Source organism: Citrobacter sp. Marseille-Q5395, assembly GCF_947057495.1.
Classification (GTDB): domain Bacteria; phylum Pseudomonadota; class Gammaproteobacteria; order Enterobacterales; family Enterobacteriaceae; genus Citrobacter; species Citrobacter murliniae.
In genome coordinates, this window is record NZ_CAMSEL010000001.1 from 690330 (window position 1) to 707108 (window position 16779).

Sequence of the window (16779 nt, forward strand, 5' to 3'; positions counted from 1 at the left end):
CTCCCCTTAACTTAAGCGCTGATGCCAGTGATTTTCACATCAGTGAACCACTGACGATGGCCCTGCTGCTTACGATAGTGTTTACGACGACGAAACTTAACAATCTTAACTTTCTCGCCACGACCGTGAGCAACAACTTCAGCTTTGATAACGCCGCCATCAACGAAAGGAACGCCGATTTTGACTTCTTCACCGTTTGCGATCATCAGAACTTCTGCGAATTCAACAGATTCGCCAGTTGCGATGTCCAGCTTTTCCAGGCGAACGGTCTGACCTTCGCTTACTCGGTGTTGTTTACCACCACTTTGGAAAACCGCGTACATAAAAAACTCCGCTTCCACGCACACCTTTTTGATGATTCAGAGTGCGCTATAAATATTCACAATAGGGCGCGAATATTACGCAAAACGCGAGCCTTTGACAAGTGCTACCGTCAATACATGAAGAAAAAAAACACAACACGTACGGCAACGTTTATCTGTGGCGTTTTTTCAGTACAATCAGCATATATTTCTAACCCTAAACCCGACGTTACCTTGTCATACTGTGAGGTAATCGGGGCGAGAAGCCCGGCTTTTGCGATGAATTTAGAAAAAATCAATGAGTTAACCGCGCAAGATATGGCGGGTGTCAATGCAACAATCCTTGAACAGCTCAATTCCGACGTTCAGTTGATCAATCAGTTGGGGTACTACATCGTTAGCGGTGGCGGAAAACGTATTCGCCCGATGATCGCCGTACTCGCTGCTCGCGCCGTTGGCTATCAGGATAATGCACACGTTACGATCGCGGCCCTAATCGAGTTTATCCACACCGCGACTCTGCTTCATGACGATGTTGTGGATGAATCCGATATGCGCCGAGGCAAAGCAACGGCGAATGCCGCATTTGGTAATGCGGCCAGCGTGCTGGTCGGCGATTTTATCTATACTCGCGCCTTTCAAATGATGACCAGCCTCGGTTCACTGAAAGTGTTGGAGGTTATGTCGAAAGCGGTAAACGTCATTGCCGAAGGTGAAGTTCTGCAGTTGATGAACGTAAACGACCCGGACATTACCGAAGAAAACTATATGCGCGTTATCTACAGCAAGACTGCGCGTCTGTTTGAAGCAGCGGCCCAATGTTCTGGCATTCTGGCTGGTTGTAGCGCTGAGCAGGAAAAAGGGTTGCAGGATTATGGCCGCTATCTCGGCACCGCTTTCCAGCTAATTGACGATTTACTGGATTACAGCGCAGATGGCGAACAGTTGGGTAAAAACGTCGGGGATGACCTCAATGAGGGTAAACCTACACTTCCGCTGCTACATGCCATGCGTCATGGTACTCCAGAACAGGCGCTGATGATTCGCCAGGCTATTGAGCAAGGGAATGGTCGTCACCTTCTGGAGCCTGTTCTTGAAGCTATGAATGCCTGCGGTTCACTGGAGTGGACTCGCCAGCGTGCAGAAGAAGAAGCCGATAAGGCCATTGCCGCACTTCAGGTTCTTCCTGATACGCCGTGGAGAGAAGCCCTGATCGGCCTGGCACATATCGCGGTTCAGCGCGACCGTTAATCCCCCCCTGAATCATACATTATCCCGTGCCACGCACGGGATAATCCTATAAGTTCCAATAAACTCCTTTTGCACTATCCCTCTGACAGAACCAACGCTAGCCCTCCTGGCATATTCTGAATATTCTTAAACATTACACGAACATTTTAGAGCATTCATTCTCTGAGCGTATAGTGTTTAGACAGGATTATTGTGACAGCGTAAGTGGTTAACCAAAGGAGTGATGGATTTATGGAAAGCAAACTCATTGACTGGCATCCGGCAGACATCATCGCAGGGCTACGCAAAAAAGGAACGTCAATGGCAGCAGAGTCGCGAAAAAACGGATTAAGCTCATCGACACTGGCGAATGCGTTAACACGACCATGGCCAAAAGGAGAAGTGATTATTGCGAACGCGCTAGGAACGGATCCTTGGGTTATTTGGCCATCGCGTTATCACGATGCAAAGACACATGAATTCATCGACAGAACGCGCATGATGAGAACCCGCAAAGAGAAAAAGAGTCTCGAGTGAGTCGGGCAGTCCCCTCCATATCAAAGATATGGGGGGACAAGAAGCGTTAACGATTACTCGCCTTTCACACGCTCAATGTTTGCGCCCAGCGCACGCAGTTTATCTTCGATGCGCTCATAGCCGCGATCGATGTGATAAATACGATCGACAACCGTCGTACCTTCTGCAATACATCCAGCCAGTACCAGACTTGCTGACGCACGTAAATCTGTTGCCATAACTTGCGCACCAGAGAGTGTTTCAACGCCGTGGCAAATAACGGTATTGCTTTCGATTTCCGCGTGAGCGCCCATACGGCTCAGCTCCGGCACGTGCATAAAGCGGTTTTCAAACACCGTTTCCGTGATGAAGCCAGTCCCTTCCGCAACCAGGTTCAACAGCGTGAACTGAGCCTGCATATCGGTAGGGAACGCCGGATGCGGCGCAGTACGCACGTTAACCGCTTTCGGACGCTTACCGTGCATGTCGAGACTAATCCAGTCTGCACCAACTTCAATATCGGCGCCCGCATCACGCAGCTTAGCCAGAACAGCATCCAGCGTGTCCGGCTGCGCGTTACGGCAGATAATTTTGCCACGAGAGATCGCCGCTGCAACCAGGAAGGTCCCGGTTTCAATACGGTCAGGTAGAACGCGATACACGCCGCCACCAAGGCGTTCAACACCCTCAATGGTAATACGATCGGTACCCTGACCACTTACCTTCGCGCCCAGTGCAATCAGGAAATTAGCGGTATCCACAATTTCCGGTTCGCGCGCGGCGTTTTCGATGATGGTGGTACCTTCTGCAAGCGTTGCCGCACACATGATGGTTACCGTCGCACCGACGCTAACTTTGTCCATCACGATGTGCGCGCCTTTCAGACGACCATCAACGGACGCTTTCACATAACCTTCTTCCAGCTTGATGGTTGCACCCAATTGCTCAAGGCCAGTAATGTGCAGATCAACCGGACGCGCACCAATAGTACATCCACCCGGCAGTGAAACCTGGCCCTGACCAAAGCGGGCTACCAGCGGCCCCAACGCCCAGATGGACGCACGCATAGTTTTAACCAGGTCATATGGCGCGCAGAAGACGTTTACGTCACGAGCATCAATGTGCACGGAACCATTGCGTTCAACTTTCGCACCCAACTGGCTCAGCAACTTCATTGAGGTGTCAACGTCTTTCAGTTTTGGGACGTTTTGGATCTCTACAGGTTCTTCTGCCAGCAACGCCGCAAACAGGATCGGCAGTGCAGCGTTTTTAGCGCCTGAAATGGTGACTTCGCCCTGGAGCTTAGTTGGCCCCTGAACACGGAATTTATCCATTATTCTGTTCTCTGTTAAGAATTCATATTCGCTACCGGTGCAGCACCCGTAGCTCAAAAACCGTTAAGTTTGCGATCGCGCGCCCATTCCGCTGGGGTAAATGCTTTGATCGACACAGCATGAATGCGGTTATCCGCAATGTATTCCATCAACGGGCCATAGACTGATTGCTGCTTCTTGACCCGGCTCATGCCTTCAAACATCTCACCCACGGCAATAACCTGAAAGTGACTGCCATCGCCAGAAACGTGGACTTCCTGGAGGGAGAGTGCATTCATTAGCACGCTCTGAATTTCATTATTTTCCATGGGATCTTCATTCGTCAGATAGTGAAAACAGCCCAACATCTTAGAGCAAAGTTGCGCTGTCATAAATAAGCAAAAGGCCTGGCTGGTGGATCATGACCGCAAAATTACCGCATGGCGACGCTAACGGGTCTTATCAGGCCTACAGGATCAACGTGAATATGTAGGCCGGATAGGCGCTTACGCCACCATCCGGCATTGATTACAGGCGGGGAAGGACATCGTCGGGCAGATTGTAAAGCTGCGCCAGTGTGTAAACCTTTTCGTTAACACCGCTGAGCGAAACGCTATTTCCCTGCTGCTTGCCCTGGTCAATCAGGTGTAGCAATAATGCCAGTCCACCGGTATCAACCCGGGAAACCTGGCTCAGGTCAATGCAGGTTACCCCTTTCATCGCTTCAACGCGCGCATCCCAGAGCGGATTTAGCACGTCCTGATCCAGTTCTCCCACGAGTACCAGCTTGTCACCTTCACGCGCCCAGGTGAGTGACTGCGTCATTATTTTTTCTCTTCCAGAGTGATTTTCTGCTGAGAAATAGATTTCAGCTGCGCCGTCAGGCCATCGATACCTTTGGTACGCAACAGGTCACTCCACTCATTCTGTTTCGTGGTGATCATGCTGACGCCTTCGGCGATCATGTCATATGCCTGCCAGTTACCGGTCTGGGAATTTTTACGCCACTGGAAATCCAGGCGCACAGGAGGGCGGCCATTTGGATCGTTGATGGTCACGCGGATCGGCACGATGGTCGCATCGCCCAGTGGTTGTTCCGGGGCGATCTGATAGGTCTGGCCGTGATACATTGCCAGCGCCTGGCCATAGGCTTGCTTCAGGTACTCACGAAATGCAGTGAAATACGCGTCACGCTGCGCTGGCGTAGCATCTTTGTAATAACGGCCCAGTACCAGTGCTCCGGCATATTTTACCTGAACGTACGGCAGCAGTTCCTGATCGACGATAACGCGCAAGTATTCCGGATTAGAACGAATTTTTGGTTGCTCGTTTTTCAGACGGTCAAAAGTTTTCTGCGCCGCCTCATTCATCTGTTTGTAAGGATTAGTCTGATCCGCTGCATTTGCGGCGCTAAGTGGGGCAATAACCAGCATAGCCACCATCATCAATCGTTTAAACATACGTCGATTCTCCTGAGATTACTTCGTTGCGCCCGCAGGCGTAGTGGCTTCATTATTGCCTTCTGCCGCAGATGACGCATCGCCAGAATTCTTATTGTCATCACCTTTACTGTTGCTGTTGTAAAGGAACTGACCAATCATATCTTCCAGCACCATCGCGGATTTGGTGTCCTGAATCGTACCGCCATCTTTCAGGATAGACGTTCCCAGCTCAGGATCTTCAAAACCAACGTTCAGGGCCAGATACTGCTCACCTAACAGGCCGGAGGTACGGATACTCAGTGAACTGGTATCGGGAATATGGTTAAAGCGCTCTTCAATTTCCAGCGTTACACGTGGCAGGTACGTTTTCGGATCTAACGAAATGTCTGCAACGCGTCCAACCACTACCCCGCCAATCCGTACCGGAGAACGCTCTCTCAAGCCGCCGATATTATCAAAAGTCGCATAAATCGTGTAAGTCGGCTCGGTACGCATGGAGGTGACATTGGCTGCTTTCAGACAAACAAACAACGCCGCCAGCAGCGCAACCAGCAGGAATAACCCGACCCAAATCTCATTTTTTTTCGTTTGCATGAACTCAATTCCCAAACATCAATGCGGTCAGCACAAAATCCAGCCCCAAAACGGCAAGAGATGCGTGCACAACGGTGCGTGTCGTTGCCCGGCTAATGCCGGCAGAGGTCGGAATAGCATCATAACCATTGAACAATGCAATCCATGTGACCGTAATGGCGAACACCACGCTCTTAATCAAACAGTTGACCAGATCCAGACGCCAGTCGACGGCATTCTGCATCGCAGACCAGAAAAAGCCTGCGTCAATCCCCTTCCAGCTTACGCCAACCAGTGAGCCGCCCCAGATACCCACTGCGACAAAGATAATCGTCAGCAGCGGCAGCGAAATGACTCCGGCCCAAAAACGCGGAGAGATCACGCGGCGCAGTGGATCGACCGCCATCATTTCCATACTGGAAAGCTGCTCGGTCGCCCGCATCAAGCCGATTTCTGCGGTTAAGGCAGAGCCAGCTCGTCCGGCGAAAAGCAACGCCGCAACGACCGGCCCCAGCTCGCGCAGCAATGAAAGCGCCACGAGCATACCAAGGCTGGTTTCCGCGCTGTAAGTCGTCAGTACCAGATATCCCTGCAACCCCAGCACCATACCGATGAACACGCCAGAAACGATAATGATAAGCATCGATAAGACGCCGACATTATAGAGCTGACGGATCAGCAGCGGCGCATGTTTGCGAAACTCCGGCTTGCCGACTACCGCATTGAACAACATTAATCCGGCGCGCCCGAACGTCCTGAGGGTTTTTATCCCTCGATGCCCGAGTGATGCCAGCGCATTTAACAGCATGGGTGGCTTAACTCCCTGTTTTGAGTAAATCAGTGTGGTAATCGCCCGCCGGGTAGCGGAATGGAACCGGCCCATCGGCAATACCGTCAAGGAACTGGCGCACCCGCGGATCGGCATTTTCTTGTAGTGCCTGAGCACTACCGTAGGCCACTATTTTTTTGTCCGCCATAATATAGGCGTAATCCGCAATACTCAGTACCTCTGGCACATCATGAGACACCACTACACAGGTAACGCCCAGTACGCTGTTCAGCTCTGAAATCAGCTTCACCAACACGCCCATGGTAATGGGATCCTGACCGACAAACGGTTCATCAAACATGATGAGGTCTGGCTCCAGCGCGATAGCGCGTGCTAATGCCGCACGCCGCGCCATCCCACCAGATAATTCAGAAGGCATTAATTTTGCCGCACCGCGCAGGCCGACAGCCTCCAGTTTCATCATCACCGTGCTTCTCAGCAACGGCGCGGGTAACGTTGTATGCTCACGCAGGGGATAGGCGACGTTATCAAACACATTCATGTCGGTAAACAACGCACCTGACTGAAACAGCATGCTCATACGCTTACGCACGGTGTACAAACGCGAACGAGACATAGCAGGGACGTTCTCGCCATCAAAAAGTATCTCGCCGTTATCCGGGGGGATCTGTCCGCCAATCAAACGCAACAGCGTTGTTTTACCGATGCCTGATGGCCCCATGATCGCCGTTACCTTTCCGCGCGGCACCGTCAGGGAAATATTATCAAAAATGCAGCGATCGCCTCGGGAAAAGCTGACATCGCGCATATCGACTAGATTCGCCACAGACTGACCCATTGATTCATCCTTTACTATTGCCTCGTTGTTCGAAGAGTTTGGCGCTCAATTTAGCCCTGAACCCAACATATTTACAGATTATTACCCACCCTGGTTAGCGAAAGCTGGCATTTGTTTTACTTTTTAGCCGCATAAAGTCAAAATTAAGAATTCGTCACGGCTTCCAGAAGATCCTTCAGTGGACCGGCGAGTATACCTGAAGAAAGGACTTTAGATGCTTTTAGCGACGGCGCTGTTAATAATTGGTTTACTTCTGGTGGTCTACGGTGCCGACCGTATGGTGTTTGCCGCATCCATTTTATGCCGAACGTTTGGCATTCCCCCGATCATCATTGGGATGACAGTCGTCAGCATTGGTACATCATTACCTGAGATTATTGTCTCCGTTGCCGCATCGATGAATGGGCAGCTCGACTTAGCCGTCGGTACAGCTATCGGCTCCAACATCACCAACATTCTTCTCATTTTAGGCCTGTCAGCACTGATTCACCCTTTTACCGTGCATTCTGATGTTCTGCGTCGGGAATTACCGCTAATGTTGCTGGTGAGCATACTCGCTGCATCCGTACTGTATGACGGGCAACTAAGTCGCAGCGATGGTTTTTTTCTGCTGCTTCTTGCCGTGCTATGGCTGCTATTCATTGTTAAAATCGCGCGTCTGGCAGAGCGGCAAGGAAATGACAGCCTTACCCGGGAGCAAGTGGCGGAGCTGCCTCGCGAAGGCGGACTGCCCGTCGCATTTTTATGGTTGGGTATTGCGCTGATTATTATGCCGATGGCAACACGTATGGTGGTGGATAACGCCACTGTGCTGGCGAATTACTTTGCCATGAGCGAACTCACTATCGGTTTGACGGTGGTGGCCATTGGCACCAGCCTGCCTGAACTGGCAACGGCAATCGCAGGTCTGCGCAAGGGTGAAAACGATATCGCCGTCGGCAATATCATCGGCGCGAACATTTTTAATATTGTAATCGTCCTCGGACTGCCCGCACTGATCACACCGGGCGAGGTCAATCCGATGGCCTTCAGCCGTGATTATAGCGTCATGTTGCTGGTGAGCGTTATTTTTGCATTACTCTGCTGGCGACGTCCGCGCCAGATAAGTCGAGGCGCTGGTGCGCTATTGACTGGCGGTTTTATCATATGGCTGGCGATGCTGTATTGGTTATCGCCACTTCTCGTTGGATAACTGGAAACGCATTATGTCGCACTTAGAGTTGCAACCGGGTTTTGACTTTCAGCAAGCAGGTAAGGAAGTCCTGGCAATTGAACGTGAAGGCCTGGCGGAGCTTGATCAGTATATCAACCAGAATTTTACCCTCGCATGTGAAAAAATATTCGGTTGCCCGGGCAAAGTTGTGGTCATGGGGATGGGAAAATCCGGGCATATCGGGCGGAAAATGGCCGCCACTTTTGCCAGCACTGGCACCCCGTCATTTTTCGTACATCCTGGCGAAGCCGCGCATGGCGATCTGGGTATGGTATCGCCGCAAGACGTCGTGATCGCCATTTCTAACTCAGGCGAATCAAATGAGATTGCAGCGTTAATCCCGGTTCTAAAACGCCTTCACGTGCCGCTTATCTGCATGACCGGTCGTCCGGAAAGCAGCATGGCACGTGCGGCAGATGTGCATCTATGTGTTAAAGTGCCTAAGGAGGCCTGCCCGTTAGGTCTGGCACCGACCAGTAGTACAACCGCGACGCTGGTGATGGGTGATGCACTTGCTGTTGCATTATTAAAAGCTCGCGGCTTTACCGCAGAAGATTTTGCGTTATCTCACCCGGGTGGCGCATTGGGTCGTAAGCTTTTATTACGCGTTAACGATATTATGCATACGGGCGACGAGATCCCGCATGTAAACAAGCGCGCCAGCCTGCGTGATGCCTTACTTGAGATCACTCGTAAGAATCTCGGTATGACCGTCATCTGCGATGACAAAATGAAGATTGACGGCATCTTCACGGATGGCGACTTACGCCGTGTTTTTGATATGGGTGTCGATGTACGCCAGTTAGGCATTGCTGATGTCATGACACCTGGAGGCATTCGTGTGCGTCCAGGCATTCTTGCCGTTGATGCCCTGAACTTAATGCAGTCCCGCCATATCACTTCGGTAATGGTTGCTGATGGCGACCAGTTACTCGGTGTGTTACATATGCATGATCTGCTGCGTGCAGGCGTAGTGTAGAAATTCAAGGATAAAAGAAATGAGTAAAGCAGGTGCGTCGCTTGCGACCTGTTATGGACCCGTCAGCACTGAAGTCATCACCAGGGCAGAAAATATTCGTCTGCTCATCCTTGACGTGGATGGCGTTCTGTCTGACGGTCTGATTTATATGGGCAACAATGGCGAAGAGCTGAAAGCATTTAACGTTCGTGATGGCTACGGAATTCGTTGTGCGCTCACTTCAGGTATTGAGGTTGCCATTATTACCGGACGAAAGGCTAAACTTGTAGAAGATCGTTGTGCCACTCTGGGGATCGCTCATCTCTACCAGGGGCAATCTGACAAACTGGTCGCCTTTGACGACCTACTCAAGAAACTGGCGATTGCACCTGAAAATGTAGCGTACGTTGGCGACGATCTGATCGACTGGCCGGTGATGGAAAAAGTGGGATTAAGCGTAGCGGTAGCGGATGCACATCCTTTGCTGATCCCGCGTGCCGACTATGTCACCCACATCGACGGGGGGCGCGGCGCTGTACGTGAAGTCTGCGATTTATTACTCCTGGCGCAGGGCAAACTGGATGAGGCCAAAGGGCAATCGATATGAGCAAAACCAGACGTTGGGTTATCATTCTACTGTCGCTGGCTATCCTTGTGCTGATTGGTATTAACCTGGCAGACAAAGACGACACCACTGAAGTAGTGGTGAATAGCAATGAGCCAACCTATAAGAGCGAACATACCGATACCGTTGTATATAGCCCGGAAGGCGCACTAAGCTATCGCTTGATCGCTCAACACGTTGAATATTATTCAGATCAGGCTGTTTCGTGGTTTACTCAACCAGTATTAACCACATTTGATAAGGATAAAGTACCGACCTGGTCAATCAAGGCCGATAAAGCCAAATTAACCAATGATCGTATGCTCTATCTGTATGGCCACGTTGAAGTCAACGCGCTGGTTCCTGACTCTCAACTACGCAGAATTACTACCGATAACGCGCAGATTAACCTGGTGACGCAAGATGTTACTTCGGATGATCTGGTTACGTTGTACGGAACAACATTTAACTCCAGCGGACTGAAGATGCGCGGCAACTTACGCAGCAAGAACGCCGAGCTGATTGAAAAGGTTAGAACCTCATATGAAATTCAAAACAAACAAACTCAGCCTTAACCTTGTGCTTGCCAGCTCACTTCTGGCCGCCAGCATTCCGGCATTTGCCGTAACCGGCGATACCGAGCAACCGATCCACATTGAATCGGATCAACAATCCCTGGATATGCAGGGCAACGTGGTAACGTTTACCGGTAATGTGGTCGTGACCCAGGGCACCATCAAAATTAATGCCGATAAAGTCGTCGTGACCCGCCCCGGCGGTGAAGACGGTAAAGAAGTGATCGATGGTTATGGTAACCCGGCAACGTTTTACCAGATGCAGGATAACGGTAAACCCGTTAACGGCCACGCGTCACAAATGCACTATGAACTGGCAAAAGATTTCGTCGTGCTGACAGGCAAAGCTTATCTGGAGCAGGTAGACAGCAATATCTCCGGTGACAAAATAACCTATCTGGTTAAAGAGCAGAAAATGCAGGCCTTCAGTGATAAAGGCAAACGCGTCACCACTGTACTGGTGCCGTCACAACTGCAGGATAAAGGCAAAACCAAGGCTCCGGCAGAGAAAAAAGGTAACTGATTCGTTATGGCAACATTAACTGCAAAGAATCTTGCAAAAGCCTACAAAGGCCGCCGCGTAGTGGAAGATGTCAGTTTGACCGTCAACTCCGGGGAGATCGTTGGTCTGCTCGGCCCTAACGGTGCGGGTAAAACAACGACCTTTTACATGGTTGTCGGCATTGTGCCGCGCGATGCTGGCAACATCATCATTGATGATGAAGACATCAGCCTGCTGCCGCTGCATGCGCGCGCACGTCGCGGCATCGGCTACTTACCGCAGGAAGCCTCTATTTTTCGTCGCCTGAGCGTATTTGATAACCTGATGGCAGTGCTGCAAATTCGTGACGATCTTTCCAGTGAACAACGTGAAGATCGCGCCAACGAACTGATGGAAGAATTCCATATCGAACATCTGCGCGACAGCCTGGGGCAATCGCTGTCCGGCGGTGAACGGCGCCGTGTGGAAATCGCCCGTGCGCTGGCTGCAAATCCGAAATTTATCCTGCTGGATGAACCCTTTGCCGGCGTTGACCCGATTTCCGTTATTGATATCAAACGCATCATTGAACACCTGCGAGATAGCGGGCTGGGCGTGCTGATTACCGACCATAACGTTCGCGAAACGCTGGCGGTCTGTGAGCGAGCCTACATTGTGAGCCAGGGGCATCTGATCGCACACGGTACGCCTACCGAAATACTGCAAGACGAACACGTTAAGCGCGTATACCTTGGGGAAGACTTCAGACTCTGATAGGGTAGAAGACTTCACGTTACCGCGGGAGAAAACAACTCTGAACATGAAGCAAGGTTTGCAACTCAGGCTTAGCCAACAACTGGCGATGACGCCTCAGCTTCAACAGGCTATCCGTCTGTTGCAGCTGTCCACGCTGGAACTTCAGCAAGAACTTCAGCAAGCGCTGGAAAGTAACCCACTGCTCGAGCAAACCGATCTTCACGACGAAATTGATACCCAGGAAAAACAGGACAGCGAATCTCTCGATACTGCAGATGCACTCGAACAAAAAGAGATGCCGGAAGAGCTACCGCTAGACACCAGTTGGGATGAAATTTACACCGCGGGTACGCCGTCTGGAGCCAGCGGGGATTACATTGACGACGAACTACCGGTGTATCAGGGTGAAACCACGCAATCGCTACAAGATTATCTAATGTGGCAAGTGGAGCTGACTCCATTTTCGGATACCGATCGCGCCATTGCGACGTCAATTGTAGACGCGGTGGATGATACAGGGTATCTCACGGTTTCTCTGGACGAAATTCTCGAAAGCATGGGCGATGACGACATCGGTATGGATGAAATCGAGGCCGTGCTTAAACGCGTTCAACGTTTTGATCCTGTTGGTGTTGCGGCAAAAGATCTCCGTGACTGCTTACTGATCCAACTTTCGCAGTTTGACAAAGCCACACCATGGCTGGAAGAAACTCGCCTGATCATCAGCGATCATCTTGATCTGCTCGCCAATCACGACTTCCGCACGCTGATGCGCGTGACCCGACTGAAAGAAGATGTACTGAAAGAGGCTGTAAATCTTATCCAGTCGCTCGACCCAAGACCCGGACAGTCGATCCAGACGGGTGAACCGGAATACGTGATCCCGGATGTGCTGGTACGTAAGCATAACGATCGCTGGGTCGTCGAACTGAACAGCGACAGCATTCCGCGCTTACAAATCAACCAGCACTACGCCGCCATGTGCAACGGTGCGCGTAACGATGCAGACAGCCAGTTTATCCGTAGTAATCTGCAGGATGCGAAGTGGCTGATAAAAAGCCTGGAAAGCCGTAATGACACACTGTTGCGCGTCAGTCGCTGTATTGTTGAGCAACAGCAAGCCTTCTTTGAACAAGGCGAAGAGTTTATGAAACCGATGGTGCTGGCAGATATCGCCCAAGCCGTCGAGATGCACGAATCGACCATTTCCCGAGTGACCACGCAAAAATACCTGCACAGTCCGCGCGGCATTTTTGAATTGAAGTATTTCTTCTCCAGTCACGTAAATACTGAAGGTGGAGGCGAAGCCTCTTCTACAGCGATACGCGCGCTGGTGAAGAAATTAATTGCTGCGGAGAACCCTGCGAAACCGCTGAGTGACAGCAAGTTAACCTCTATGCTGTCAGAACAGGGTATCATGGTGGCGCGCCGCACCGTTGCGAAGTACCGAGAGTCTTTATCCATTCCGCCGTCTAACCAGCGCAAACAACTGGTCTGACCCAACCGATAAGGAAGACACTATGCAGCTCAACATCACTGGAAATAACGTCGAAATTACTGAAGCCCTGCGCGACTTTGTTACCACAAAGTTCGCCAAACTTGAGCAATATTTCGACAGGATTAATCAGGTTTATATTGTGTTGAAAGTGGAGAAGGTTACACACATCTCGGATGCAACACTGCATGTGAACGGTGGCGAAATTCATGCCAGCGCGGAAGGTCAGGATATGTACGCCGCCATTGACGGTTTAATTGATAAACTGGCTCGGCAGCTAACAAAACATAAAGATAAACTGAAACAGCACTAACTTGTCCGGGCAGTTAGCGGGTGCAGGACGGCCTGTTGTGAAGCACAACAGGCCATTTGTACAGTTAGCGCTTAGGTGAAATTATGACAAATAACGATACGACTCTACAACTGAGCAATGTTCTTAACCAAGAATGTACACGCGCGGCCGTTCACTGCCAAAGTAAGAAACGCGCACTGGAAATCATTAGCGAACTGGCGGCAAAGCAGCTCAGCTTGCCTCCTCAGGTGGTGTTTGAAGCCATTCTGACGCGTGAGAAAATGGGCAGTACCGGCATCGGCAATGGTATCGCAATTCCGCACGGTAAGCTGGAAGAAGATACGTTACGTGCGGTCGGCGTGTTTGTTCAACTCGAAACCCCCATCGCTTTCGACGCCATTGATAATCAGCCTGTTGATCTGCTTTTCGCTCTGCTGGTCCCTGCCGATCAAACCAAAACGCATTTACATACGCTGTCACTGGTTGCAAAACGCCTGGCAGATAAAACCATCTGTCGTCGCCTGCGTGCCGCACAAAGCGACCAGGAGTTGTATCAAATCATCACGGACACCGAAGGTGAACAGGATGAGGCATAATAACCCAATGGCATCTTTTTCTGTCGTTGTGAGGAGAAACAGTACATGGTACTGATGATCGTCAGCGGTCGCTCAGGGTCGGGAAAATCTGTCGCCCTGCGAGCGCTGGAAGATATGGGTTTTTACTGCGTGGATAACCTCCCCGTCGTGTTGTTGCCCGATCTGGCTAGAACGCTTGCCGATCGCCAAATTTCTGCGGCTGTCAGCATTGATGTGCGCAACATGCCTGAGTCACCAGAGATTTTCGAACAGGCGATGAATAACCTGCCAGAGGGCTTCTCACCGCAGCTGTTGTTCCTTGATGCTGACCGTAACACGCTGATTCGCCGCTACAGCGATACGCGACGTCTGCACCCGCTCTCCAGCAAAAACTTATCTCTGGAAAGCGCGATTGATAAAGAAAGTGATTTACTGGAACCACTGCGTTCCCGCGCAGACTTGATCGTTGATACCTCGGAAATGTCCGTGCACGAACTGGCGGAAATGTTACGTACCCGACTGTTGGGTAAACGTGAACGTGAACTGACGATGGTATTCGAGTCCTTTGGTTTCAAACACGGTATCCCAATAGATGCGGATTACGTCTTTGATGTGCGATTCCTGCCTAACCCACACTGGGATCCAAAACTACGTCCGATGACCGGTCTTGACAGGCCTGTCGCCGCCTTCCTCGATCGACACACAGAAGTACACAATTTTATCTACCAGACTCGCAGCTATCTTGAGCTATGGTTACCCATGCTGGAGACGAACAACCGCAGCTACCTCACCGTAGCCATCGGCTGTACCGGCGGGAAGCACCGTTCGGTGTATATTGCAGAGCAACTGGCAGACTACTTCCGCTCACGCGGTAAAAACGTACAGTCACGCCATCGTACGCTGGAAAAACGTAAATCATGACCGTGAAGCAAACTGTTGAAATCACGAATAAGCTGGGCATGCATGCCCGGCCCGCAATGAAACTGTTTGAATTAATGCAGGGTTTTGAAGCAGAAGTACTGCTACGTAATGATGAAGGAACGGAAGCCGAAGCAAACAGCGTTATCGCATTGCTAATGCTGGATTCCGCCAAAGGCCGTCAGATAGAGATTGAAGCCTCTGGCCCACAGGAAGTTGAAGCCCTTGCAGCGGTTATTGCGTTGTTTAATTCAGGGTTTGACGAAGAGTAGTCCGGAAGGTCGGATAAGGCGTTTACACCACCATCCGACACCACCGATTAATACAGCTTATTTTCCCGCATAAACGACTCACCGCCAAGCTGGCGCATTTGACGCATGATCCACGCCTGACGGCTACGAACATAGCCTGAAGGTGCATTCGCCTTAAAACGCAGAGGATTTGGCAATACCGCCGCCAGTAATGCCGCTTCTGACAGACTCAACCGGCTGGCGGGCTTATGGAAATACCGCTGCGCCGCCGCTTCCACGCCAAATACACCATCGCCAAACTCAGCAATATTCAGATAGACGGTCAGAATACGTTTCTTGCTCCAGACTGTTTCCATACCCAGCGTCAGACCAGCCTCCAGACCTTTACGCACCCAGCTACGCCCATCCCACAGAAAAAGATTTTTTGCCGTCTGCTGCGACAACGTCGACGCGCCGCGAATACGCTTTTCGTTACGTTCGTTGTGCTCCAGCGCTTTCTCTATGGCGGAGACATCAAATCCCCAGTGTTCGGGAAATTTTTGGTCCTCGGCTGCAATCACCGCCAGCCCCATCAGTGGCGATATCTCGTCCATGCTGACCCAGTCTGAATGCGCCACATAGCTGAAATGTCCCTGTAACCATGCTCCAAGCTGCCGCTCGACCATCACTGCCGAGAAAGGCACCGGCACCACGCTAAATAGCGCGATGCCGCCGCCCCAAAAAACGGCGAGGACAACAACCACCCGCAGAAAAATACGCCGCAAAAAGACGGCGACCCCTTTTCTCATTCAGCCAGTACCAGCACGCGCGCCACCAGCTTATCGATACCGCTTGCGGCCTGGGCTATATCCTGCGCCAGCATATAAGCCGGTGTAGTGACGATTTTGTTGTCTTCATCGACCACGATATCATCAACCGGACAAGGCACATGTTCGCCCCCCATATCTTCCAGCACTTCCGCGGTGTCAATATCGGTGCCAATTGTCAGACGCAGTGGGAAATCAAAGATTTTTGGCAGCATCGCCGGAGCAATACACATAAACCCCAGCGGTTTTCCTGACTGATGCATAGCGACCGCCAGCGCGGCCAAATCGCTATCAACCCGACATTCGCTGCCCTGGCTGGCAAAATTACTCAGATTCTTCGCCGCGCCAAACCCACCAGGAACAATCAGCGCATCAAGTTCAGCAGAAACAGCCTGGGCCAGAGGACGGATATCACCCCGCGCAATACGTGCTGCTTCAATCAGGACGTTGCGTGCTTCCTGCATCGGCTCACCCGTCAGATGATTAATGACATCCACCTGCTGTTTATCCGGTGCAAAACAGATAGCCTGAGCACCGCTGCGAGCAATCGCCAGAAGGGTTAGCACGGCTTCATGGATCTCTGAACCGTCATACACACCACATCCACTGAGCACAACGCCAACTTTTTTCATCAAGATACTCCTTTCGCAACTGACTGAAGCATATTAATAATTCTTATTAAAATGCTACGCTTCACACATTTAACTGATTCATGTAACAAATTATTTAAGATTTGCTATCTTAACTGCGTGCGGCCTGAAATTTAGGGCTGCGCCCTTGTAAACAATGATAATAATTTACGGCGCAGCCACGATTTCCCTGGTGTTGGCGCAGTATTCGCGCACCCCGGT

Annotated in this window: 23 protein-coding genes; 13 read left to right on the plus strand and 10 right to left on the minus strand. The window is 51.0% G+C overall.

From position 1 onward, the window contains the following. Positions 1-11: 11 nt before the first annotated feature. Positions 12-323, minus strand: a complete 312-nt coding sequence (gene rplU, locus OH663_RS03165; RefSeq protein WP_003025032.1) for a 50S ribosomal protein L21 — start codon at positions 321-323, stop codon at positions 12-14. A 258-nt stretch (positions 324-581) separates the two neighbouring features. Between rplU and ispB the strand changes: the two genes are divergently transcribed. Together ispB and sfsB are read left to right on the plus strand one after the other, a co-directional pair. Further along, complete coding sequence (ispB, locus tag OH663_RS03170; RefSeq protein ID WP_045448055.1) at positions 582-1553, plus strand: octaprenyl diphosphate synthase; 972 nt, start codon at positions 582-584, stop codon at positions 1551-1553. Between the two features lie 231 nt (positions 1554-1784). Then, positions 1785-2069, plus strand: coding sequence for a DNA-binding transcriptional regulator SfsB (sfsB, locus tag OH663_RS03175; RefSeq protein ID WP_045448058.1), 285 nt, complete (start codon positions 1785-1787; stop codon positions 2067-2069). A 53-nt stretch (positions 2070-2122) separates the two neighbouring features. Here sfsB and murA read toward each other — a convergent pair whose 3' ends face one another. The 7 genes from murA to mlaF form a co-directional block, all read right to left on the minus strand. Continuing rightward, a complete protein-coding gene (murA, locus tag OH663_RS03180) occupies positions 2123-3382 on the minus strand; it encodes a UDP-N-acetylglucosamine 1-carboxyvinyltransferase (protein WP_045448061.1) in 1260 nt (419 codons plus the stop codon). Between the two features lie 53 nt (positions 3383-3435). Continuing rightward, positions 3436-3690, minus strand: a complete 255-nt coding sequence (gene ibaG / locus OH663_RS03185; RefSeq protein ID WP_003025040.1) for a BolA family iron metabolism protein IbaG — start codon at positions 3688-3690, stop codon at positions 3436-3438. 199 nt (positions 3691-3889) lie between these two features. Continuing rightward, positions 3890-4186 (minus strand): lipid asymmetry maintenance protein MlaB, encoded by a 297-nt coding sequence (gene mlaB, locus OH663_RS03190; RefSeq protein ID WP_045448064.1) that lies wholly within the window; start codon positions 4184-4186, stop codon positions 3890-3892. After that, entirely contained in the window at positions 4186-4821 is a 636-nt protein-coding gene (mlaC, locus tag OH663_RS03195) for a phospholipid-binding protein MlaC (RefSeq protein WP_045448067.1), read from the minus strand. Before mlaC ends, mlaB begins: the two co-directional genes overlap by 1 nt. Before the next feature lie 18 nt (positions 4822-4839). Next, positions 4840-5397, minus strand: coding sequence for an outer membrane lipid asymmetry maintenance protein MlaD (gene mlaD, locus OH663_RS03200; RefSeq protein ID WP_045449803.1), 558 nt, complete (start codon positions 5395-5397; stop codon positions 4840-4842). Positions 5398-5401: 4 nt separating this feature from the next. After that, positions 5402-6184 carry a lipid asymmetry maintenance ABC transporter permease subunit MlaE gene (mlaE, locus tag OH663_RS03205; RefSeq protein ID WP_045448070.1) on the minus strand — a complete coding sequence of 261 codons (783 nt, stop codon included), beginning with the start codon at positions 6182-6184 and terminating at the stop codon, positions 5402-5404. A gap of 7 nt (positions 6185-6191) precedes the next feature. Then, the gene (gene mlaF, locus OH663_RS03210) at positions 6192-7004 is read right to left on the minus strand and encodes a phospholipid ABC transporter ATP-binding protein MlaF (RefSeq protein WP_045448073.1); all 813 of its coding nucleotides are present in this window, start codon (positions 7002-7004) and stop codon (positions 6192-6194) included. Between the two features lie 214 nt (positions 7005-7218). Here mlaF and OH663_RS03215 point away from each other — a divergent pair, with 214 nt between their 5' ends. The 11 genes from OH663_RS03215 to npr all read left to right on the plus strand — a co-directional run bounded on the left by OH663_RS03215 (position 7219) and on the right by npr (position 15143). Then, positions 7219-8196 (plus strand): calcium/sodium antiporter, encoded by a 978-nt coding sequence (locus tag OH663_RS03215; protein WP_045448076.1) that lies wholly within the window; start codon positions 7219-7221, stop codon positions 8194-8196. A 13-nt stretch (positions 8197-8209) separates the two neighbouring features. After that, positions 8210-9196 (plus strand): arabinose-5-phosphate isomerase KdsD, encoded by a 987-nt coding sequence (gene kdsD, locus OH663_RS03220; RefSeq protein ID WP_048220481.1) that lies wholly within the window; start codon positions 8210-8212, stop codon positions 9194-9196. A gap of 19 nt (positions 9197-9215) precedes the next feature. After that, complete coding sequence (gene kdsC, locus OH663_RS03225) at positions 9216-9782, plus strand: 3-deoxy-manno-octulosonate-8-phosphatase KdsC (protein ID WP_045448081.1); 567 nt, start codon at positions 9216-9218, stop codon at positions 9780-9782. Next, positions 9779-10354 carry an LPS export ABC transporter periplasmic protein LptC gene (gene lptC, locus OH663_RS03230; RefSeq protein ID WP_045448083.1) on the plus strand — a complete coding sequence of 192 codons (576 nt, stop codon included), beginning with the start codon at positions 9779-9781 and terminating at the stop codon, positions 10352-10354. Before kdsC ends, lptC begins: the two co-directional genes overlap by 4 nt. Then, entirely contained in the window at positions 10323-10877 is a 555-nt protein-coding gene (lptA, locus tag OH663_RS03235; protein WP_045448086.1) for a lipopolysaccharide ABC transporter substrate-binding protein LptA, read from the plus strand. Before lptC ends, lptA begins: the two co-directional genes overlap by 32 nt. Positions 10878-10883: 6 nt before the next feature. Continuing rightward, positions 10884-11609 carry an LPS export ABC transporter ATP-binding protein gene (lptB, locus tag OH663_RS03240; protein ID WP_040234138.1) on the plus strand — a complete coding sequence of 242 codons (726 nt, stop codon included), beginning with the start codon at positions 10884-10886 and terminating at the stop codon, positions 11607-11609. Positions 11610-11655: 46 nt separating this feature from the next. Beyond that, complete coding sequence (rpoN, locus tag OH663_RS03245) at positions 11656-13089, plus strand: RNA polymerase factor sigma-54 (RefSeq protein ID WP_045448089.1); 1434 nt, start codon at positions 11656-11658, stop codon at positions 13087-13089. A gap of 22 nt (positions 13090-13111) precedes the next feature. After that, positions 13112-13399: a ribosome hibernation promoting factor gene (gene hpf, locus OH663_RS03250; RefSeq protein ID WP_005121327.1), complete on the plus strand. Its 288-nt coding sequence runs from the start codon at positions 13112-13114 to the stop codon at positions 13397-13399. A gap of 83 nt (positions 13400-13482) precedes the next feature. Continuing rightward, entirely contained in the window at positions 13483-13974 is a 492-nt protein-coding gene (gene ptsN, locus OH663_RS03255; RefSeq protein WP_045448092.1) for a PTS IIA-like nitrogen regulatory protein PtsN, read from the plus strand. A 45-nt stretch (positions 13975-14019) separates the two neighbouring features. After that, on the plus strand, positions 14020-14874 hold the full coding sequence (gene rapZ / locus OH663_RS03260; RefSeq protein WP_003025085.1) for an RNase adapter RapZ: 855 nt from the start codon (positions 14020-14022) through the stop codon (positions 14872-14874). Beyond that, on the plus strand, positions 14871-15143 hold the full coding sequence (gene npr / locus OH663_RS03265; RefSeq protein ID WP_045448095.1) for a PTS phosphocarrier protein NPr: 273 nt from the start codon (positions 14871-14873) through the stop codon (positions 15141-15143). The genes rapZ and npr overlap by 4 nt, the downstream gene beginning before the upstream one ends. Positions 15144-15190: 47 nt before the next feature. On the opposite strand, the gene mtgA is transcribed toward npr, so the two are convergent. Next, positions 15191-15910: a monofunctional biosynthetic peptidoglycan transglycosylase gene (gene mtgA, locus OH663_RS03270; protein ID WP_200010084.1), complete on the minus strand. Its 720-nt coding sequence runs from the start codon at positions 15908-15910 to the stop codon at positions 15191-15193. Continuing rightward, entirely contained in the window at positions 15907-16560 is a 654-nt protein-coding gene (gene elbB, locus OH663_RS03275; RefSeq protein WP_045448101.1) for an isoprenoid biosynthesis glyoxalase ElbB, read from the minus strand. Before elbB ends, mtgA begins: the two co-directional genes overlap by 4 nt. Positions 16561-16779 lie beyond the last annotated feature (219 nt).

Excerpts from the sequence above, each read along its gene's own strand:
- lptC (WP_045448083.1), top strand. The coding sequence starts at position 9,779 with ATGAGCAAAACCAGACGTTGGGTTATCATTCTACTGTCGCTGGCTATC.
- murA (WP_045448061.1), bottom strand. The coding sequence starts at position 3,382 with ATGGATAAATTCCGTGTTCAGGGGCCAACTAAGCTCCAGGGCGAAGTC.
- hpf (WP_005121327.1), top strand. The coding sequence starts at position 13,112 with ATGCAGCTCAACATCACTGGAAATAACGTCGAAATTACTGAAGCCCTG.
- mlaF (WP_045448073.1), bottom strand. The coding sequence starts at position 7,004 with ATGGGTCAGTCTGTGGCGAATCTAGTCGATATGCGCGATGTCAGCTTT.
- mlaD (WP_045449803.1), bottom strand. The coding sequence starts at position 5,397 with ATGCAAACGAAAAAAAATGAGATTTGGGTCGGGTTATTCCTGCTGGTT.
- OH663_RS03215 (WP_045448076.1), top strand. The coding sequence starts at position 7,219 with ATGCTTTTAGCGACGGCGCTGTTAATAATTGGTTTACTTCTGGTGGTC.
- lptA (WP_045448086.1), top strand. The coding sequence starts at position 10,323 with ATGAAATTCAAAACAAACAAACTCAGCCTTAACCTTGTGCTTGCCAGC.
- ibaG (WP_003025040.1), bottom strand. The coding sequence starts at position 3,690 with ATGGAAAATAATGAAATTCAGAGCGTGCTAATGAATGCACTCTCCCTC.
- npr (WP_045448095.1), top strand. The coding sequence starts at position 14,871 with ATGACCGTGAAGCAAACTGTTGAAATCACGAATAAGCTGGGCATGCAT.
- kdsD (WP_048220481.1), top strand. The coding sequence starts at position 8,210 with ATGTCGCACTTAGAGTTGCAACCGGGTTTTGACTTTCAGCAAGCAGGT.
- rpoN (WP_045448089.1), top strand. The coding sequence starts at position 11,656 with ATGAAGCAAGGTTTGCAACTCAGGCTTAGCCAACAACTGGCGATGACG.
- rplU (WP_003025032.1), bottom strand. The coding sequence starts at position 323 with ATGTACGCGGTTTTCCAAAGTGGTGGTAAACAACACCGAGTAAGCGAA.
- ispB (WP_045448055.1), top strand. The coding sequence starts at position 582 with ATGAATTTAGAAAAAATCAATGAGTTAACCGCGCAAGATATGGCGGGT.
- kdsC (WP_045448081.1), top strand. The coding sequence starts at position 9,216 with ATGAGTAAAGCAGGTGCGTCGCTTGCGACCTGTTATGGACCCGTCAGC.
- mlaB (WP_045448064.1), bottom strand. The coding sequence starts at position 4,186 with ATGACGCAGTCACTCACCTGGGCGCGTGAAGGTGACAAGCTGGTACTC.
- ptsN (WP_045448092.1), top strand. The coding sequence starts at position 13,483 with ATGACAAATAACGATACGACTCTACAACTGAGCAATGTTCTTAACCAA.
- mlaC (WP_045448067.1), bottom strand. The coding sequence starts at position 4,821 with ATGTTTAAACGATTGATGATGGTGGCTATGCTGGTTATTGCCCCACTT.
- sfsB (WP_045448058.1), top strand. The coding sequence starts at position 1,785 with ATGGAAAGCAAACTCATTGACTGGCATCCGGCAGACATCATCGCAGGG.
- elbB (WP_045448101.1), bottom strand. The coding sequence starts at position 16,560 with ATGAAAAAAGTTGGCGTTGTGCTCAGTGGATGTGGTGTGTATGACGGT.
- mlaE (WP_045448070.1), bottom strand. The coding sequence starts at position 6,184 with ATGCTGTTAAATGCGCTGGCATCACTCGGGCATCGAGGGATAAAAACC.
- rapZ (WP_003025085.1), top strand. The coding sequence starts at position 14,020 with ATGGTACTGATGATCGTCAGCGGTCGCTCAGGGTCGGGAAAATCTGTC.
- mtgA (WP_200010084.1), bottom strand. The coding sequence starts at position 15,910 with ATGAGAAAAGGGGTCGCCGTCTTTTTGCGGCGTATTTTTCTGCGGGTG.
- lptB (WP_040234138.1), top strand. The coding sequence starts at position 10,884 with ATGGCAACATTAACTGCAAAGAATCTTGCAAAAGCCTACAAAGGCCGC.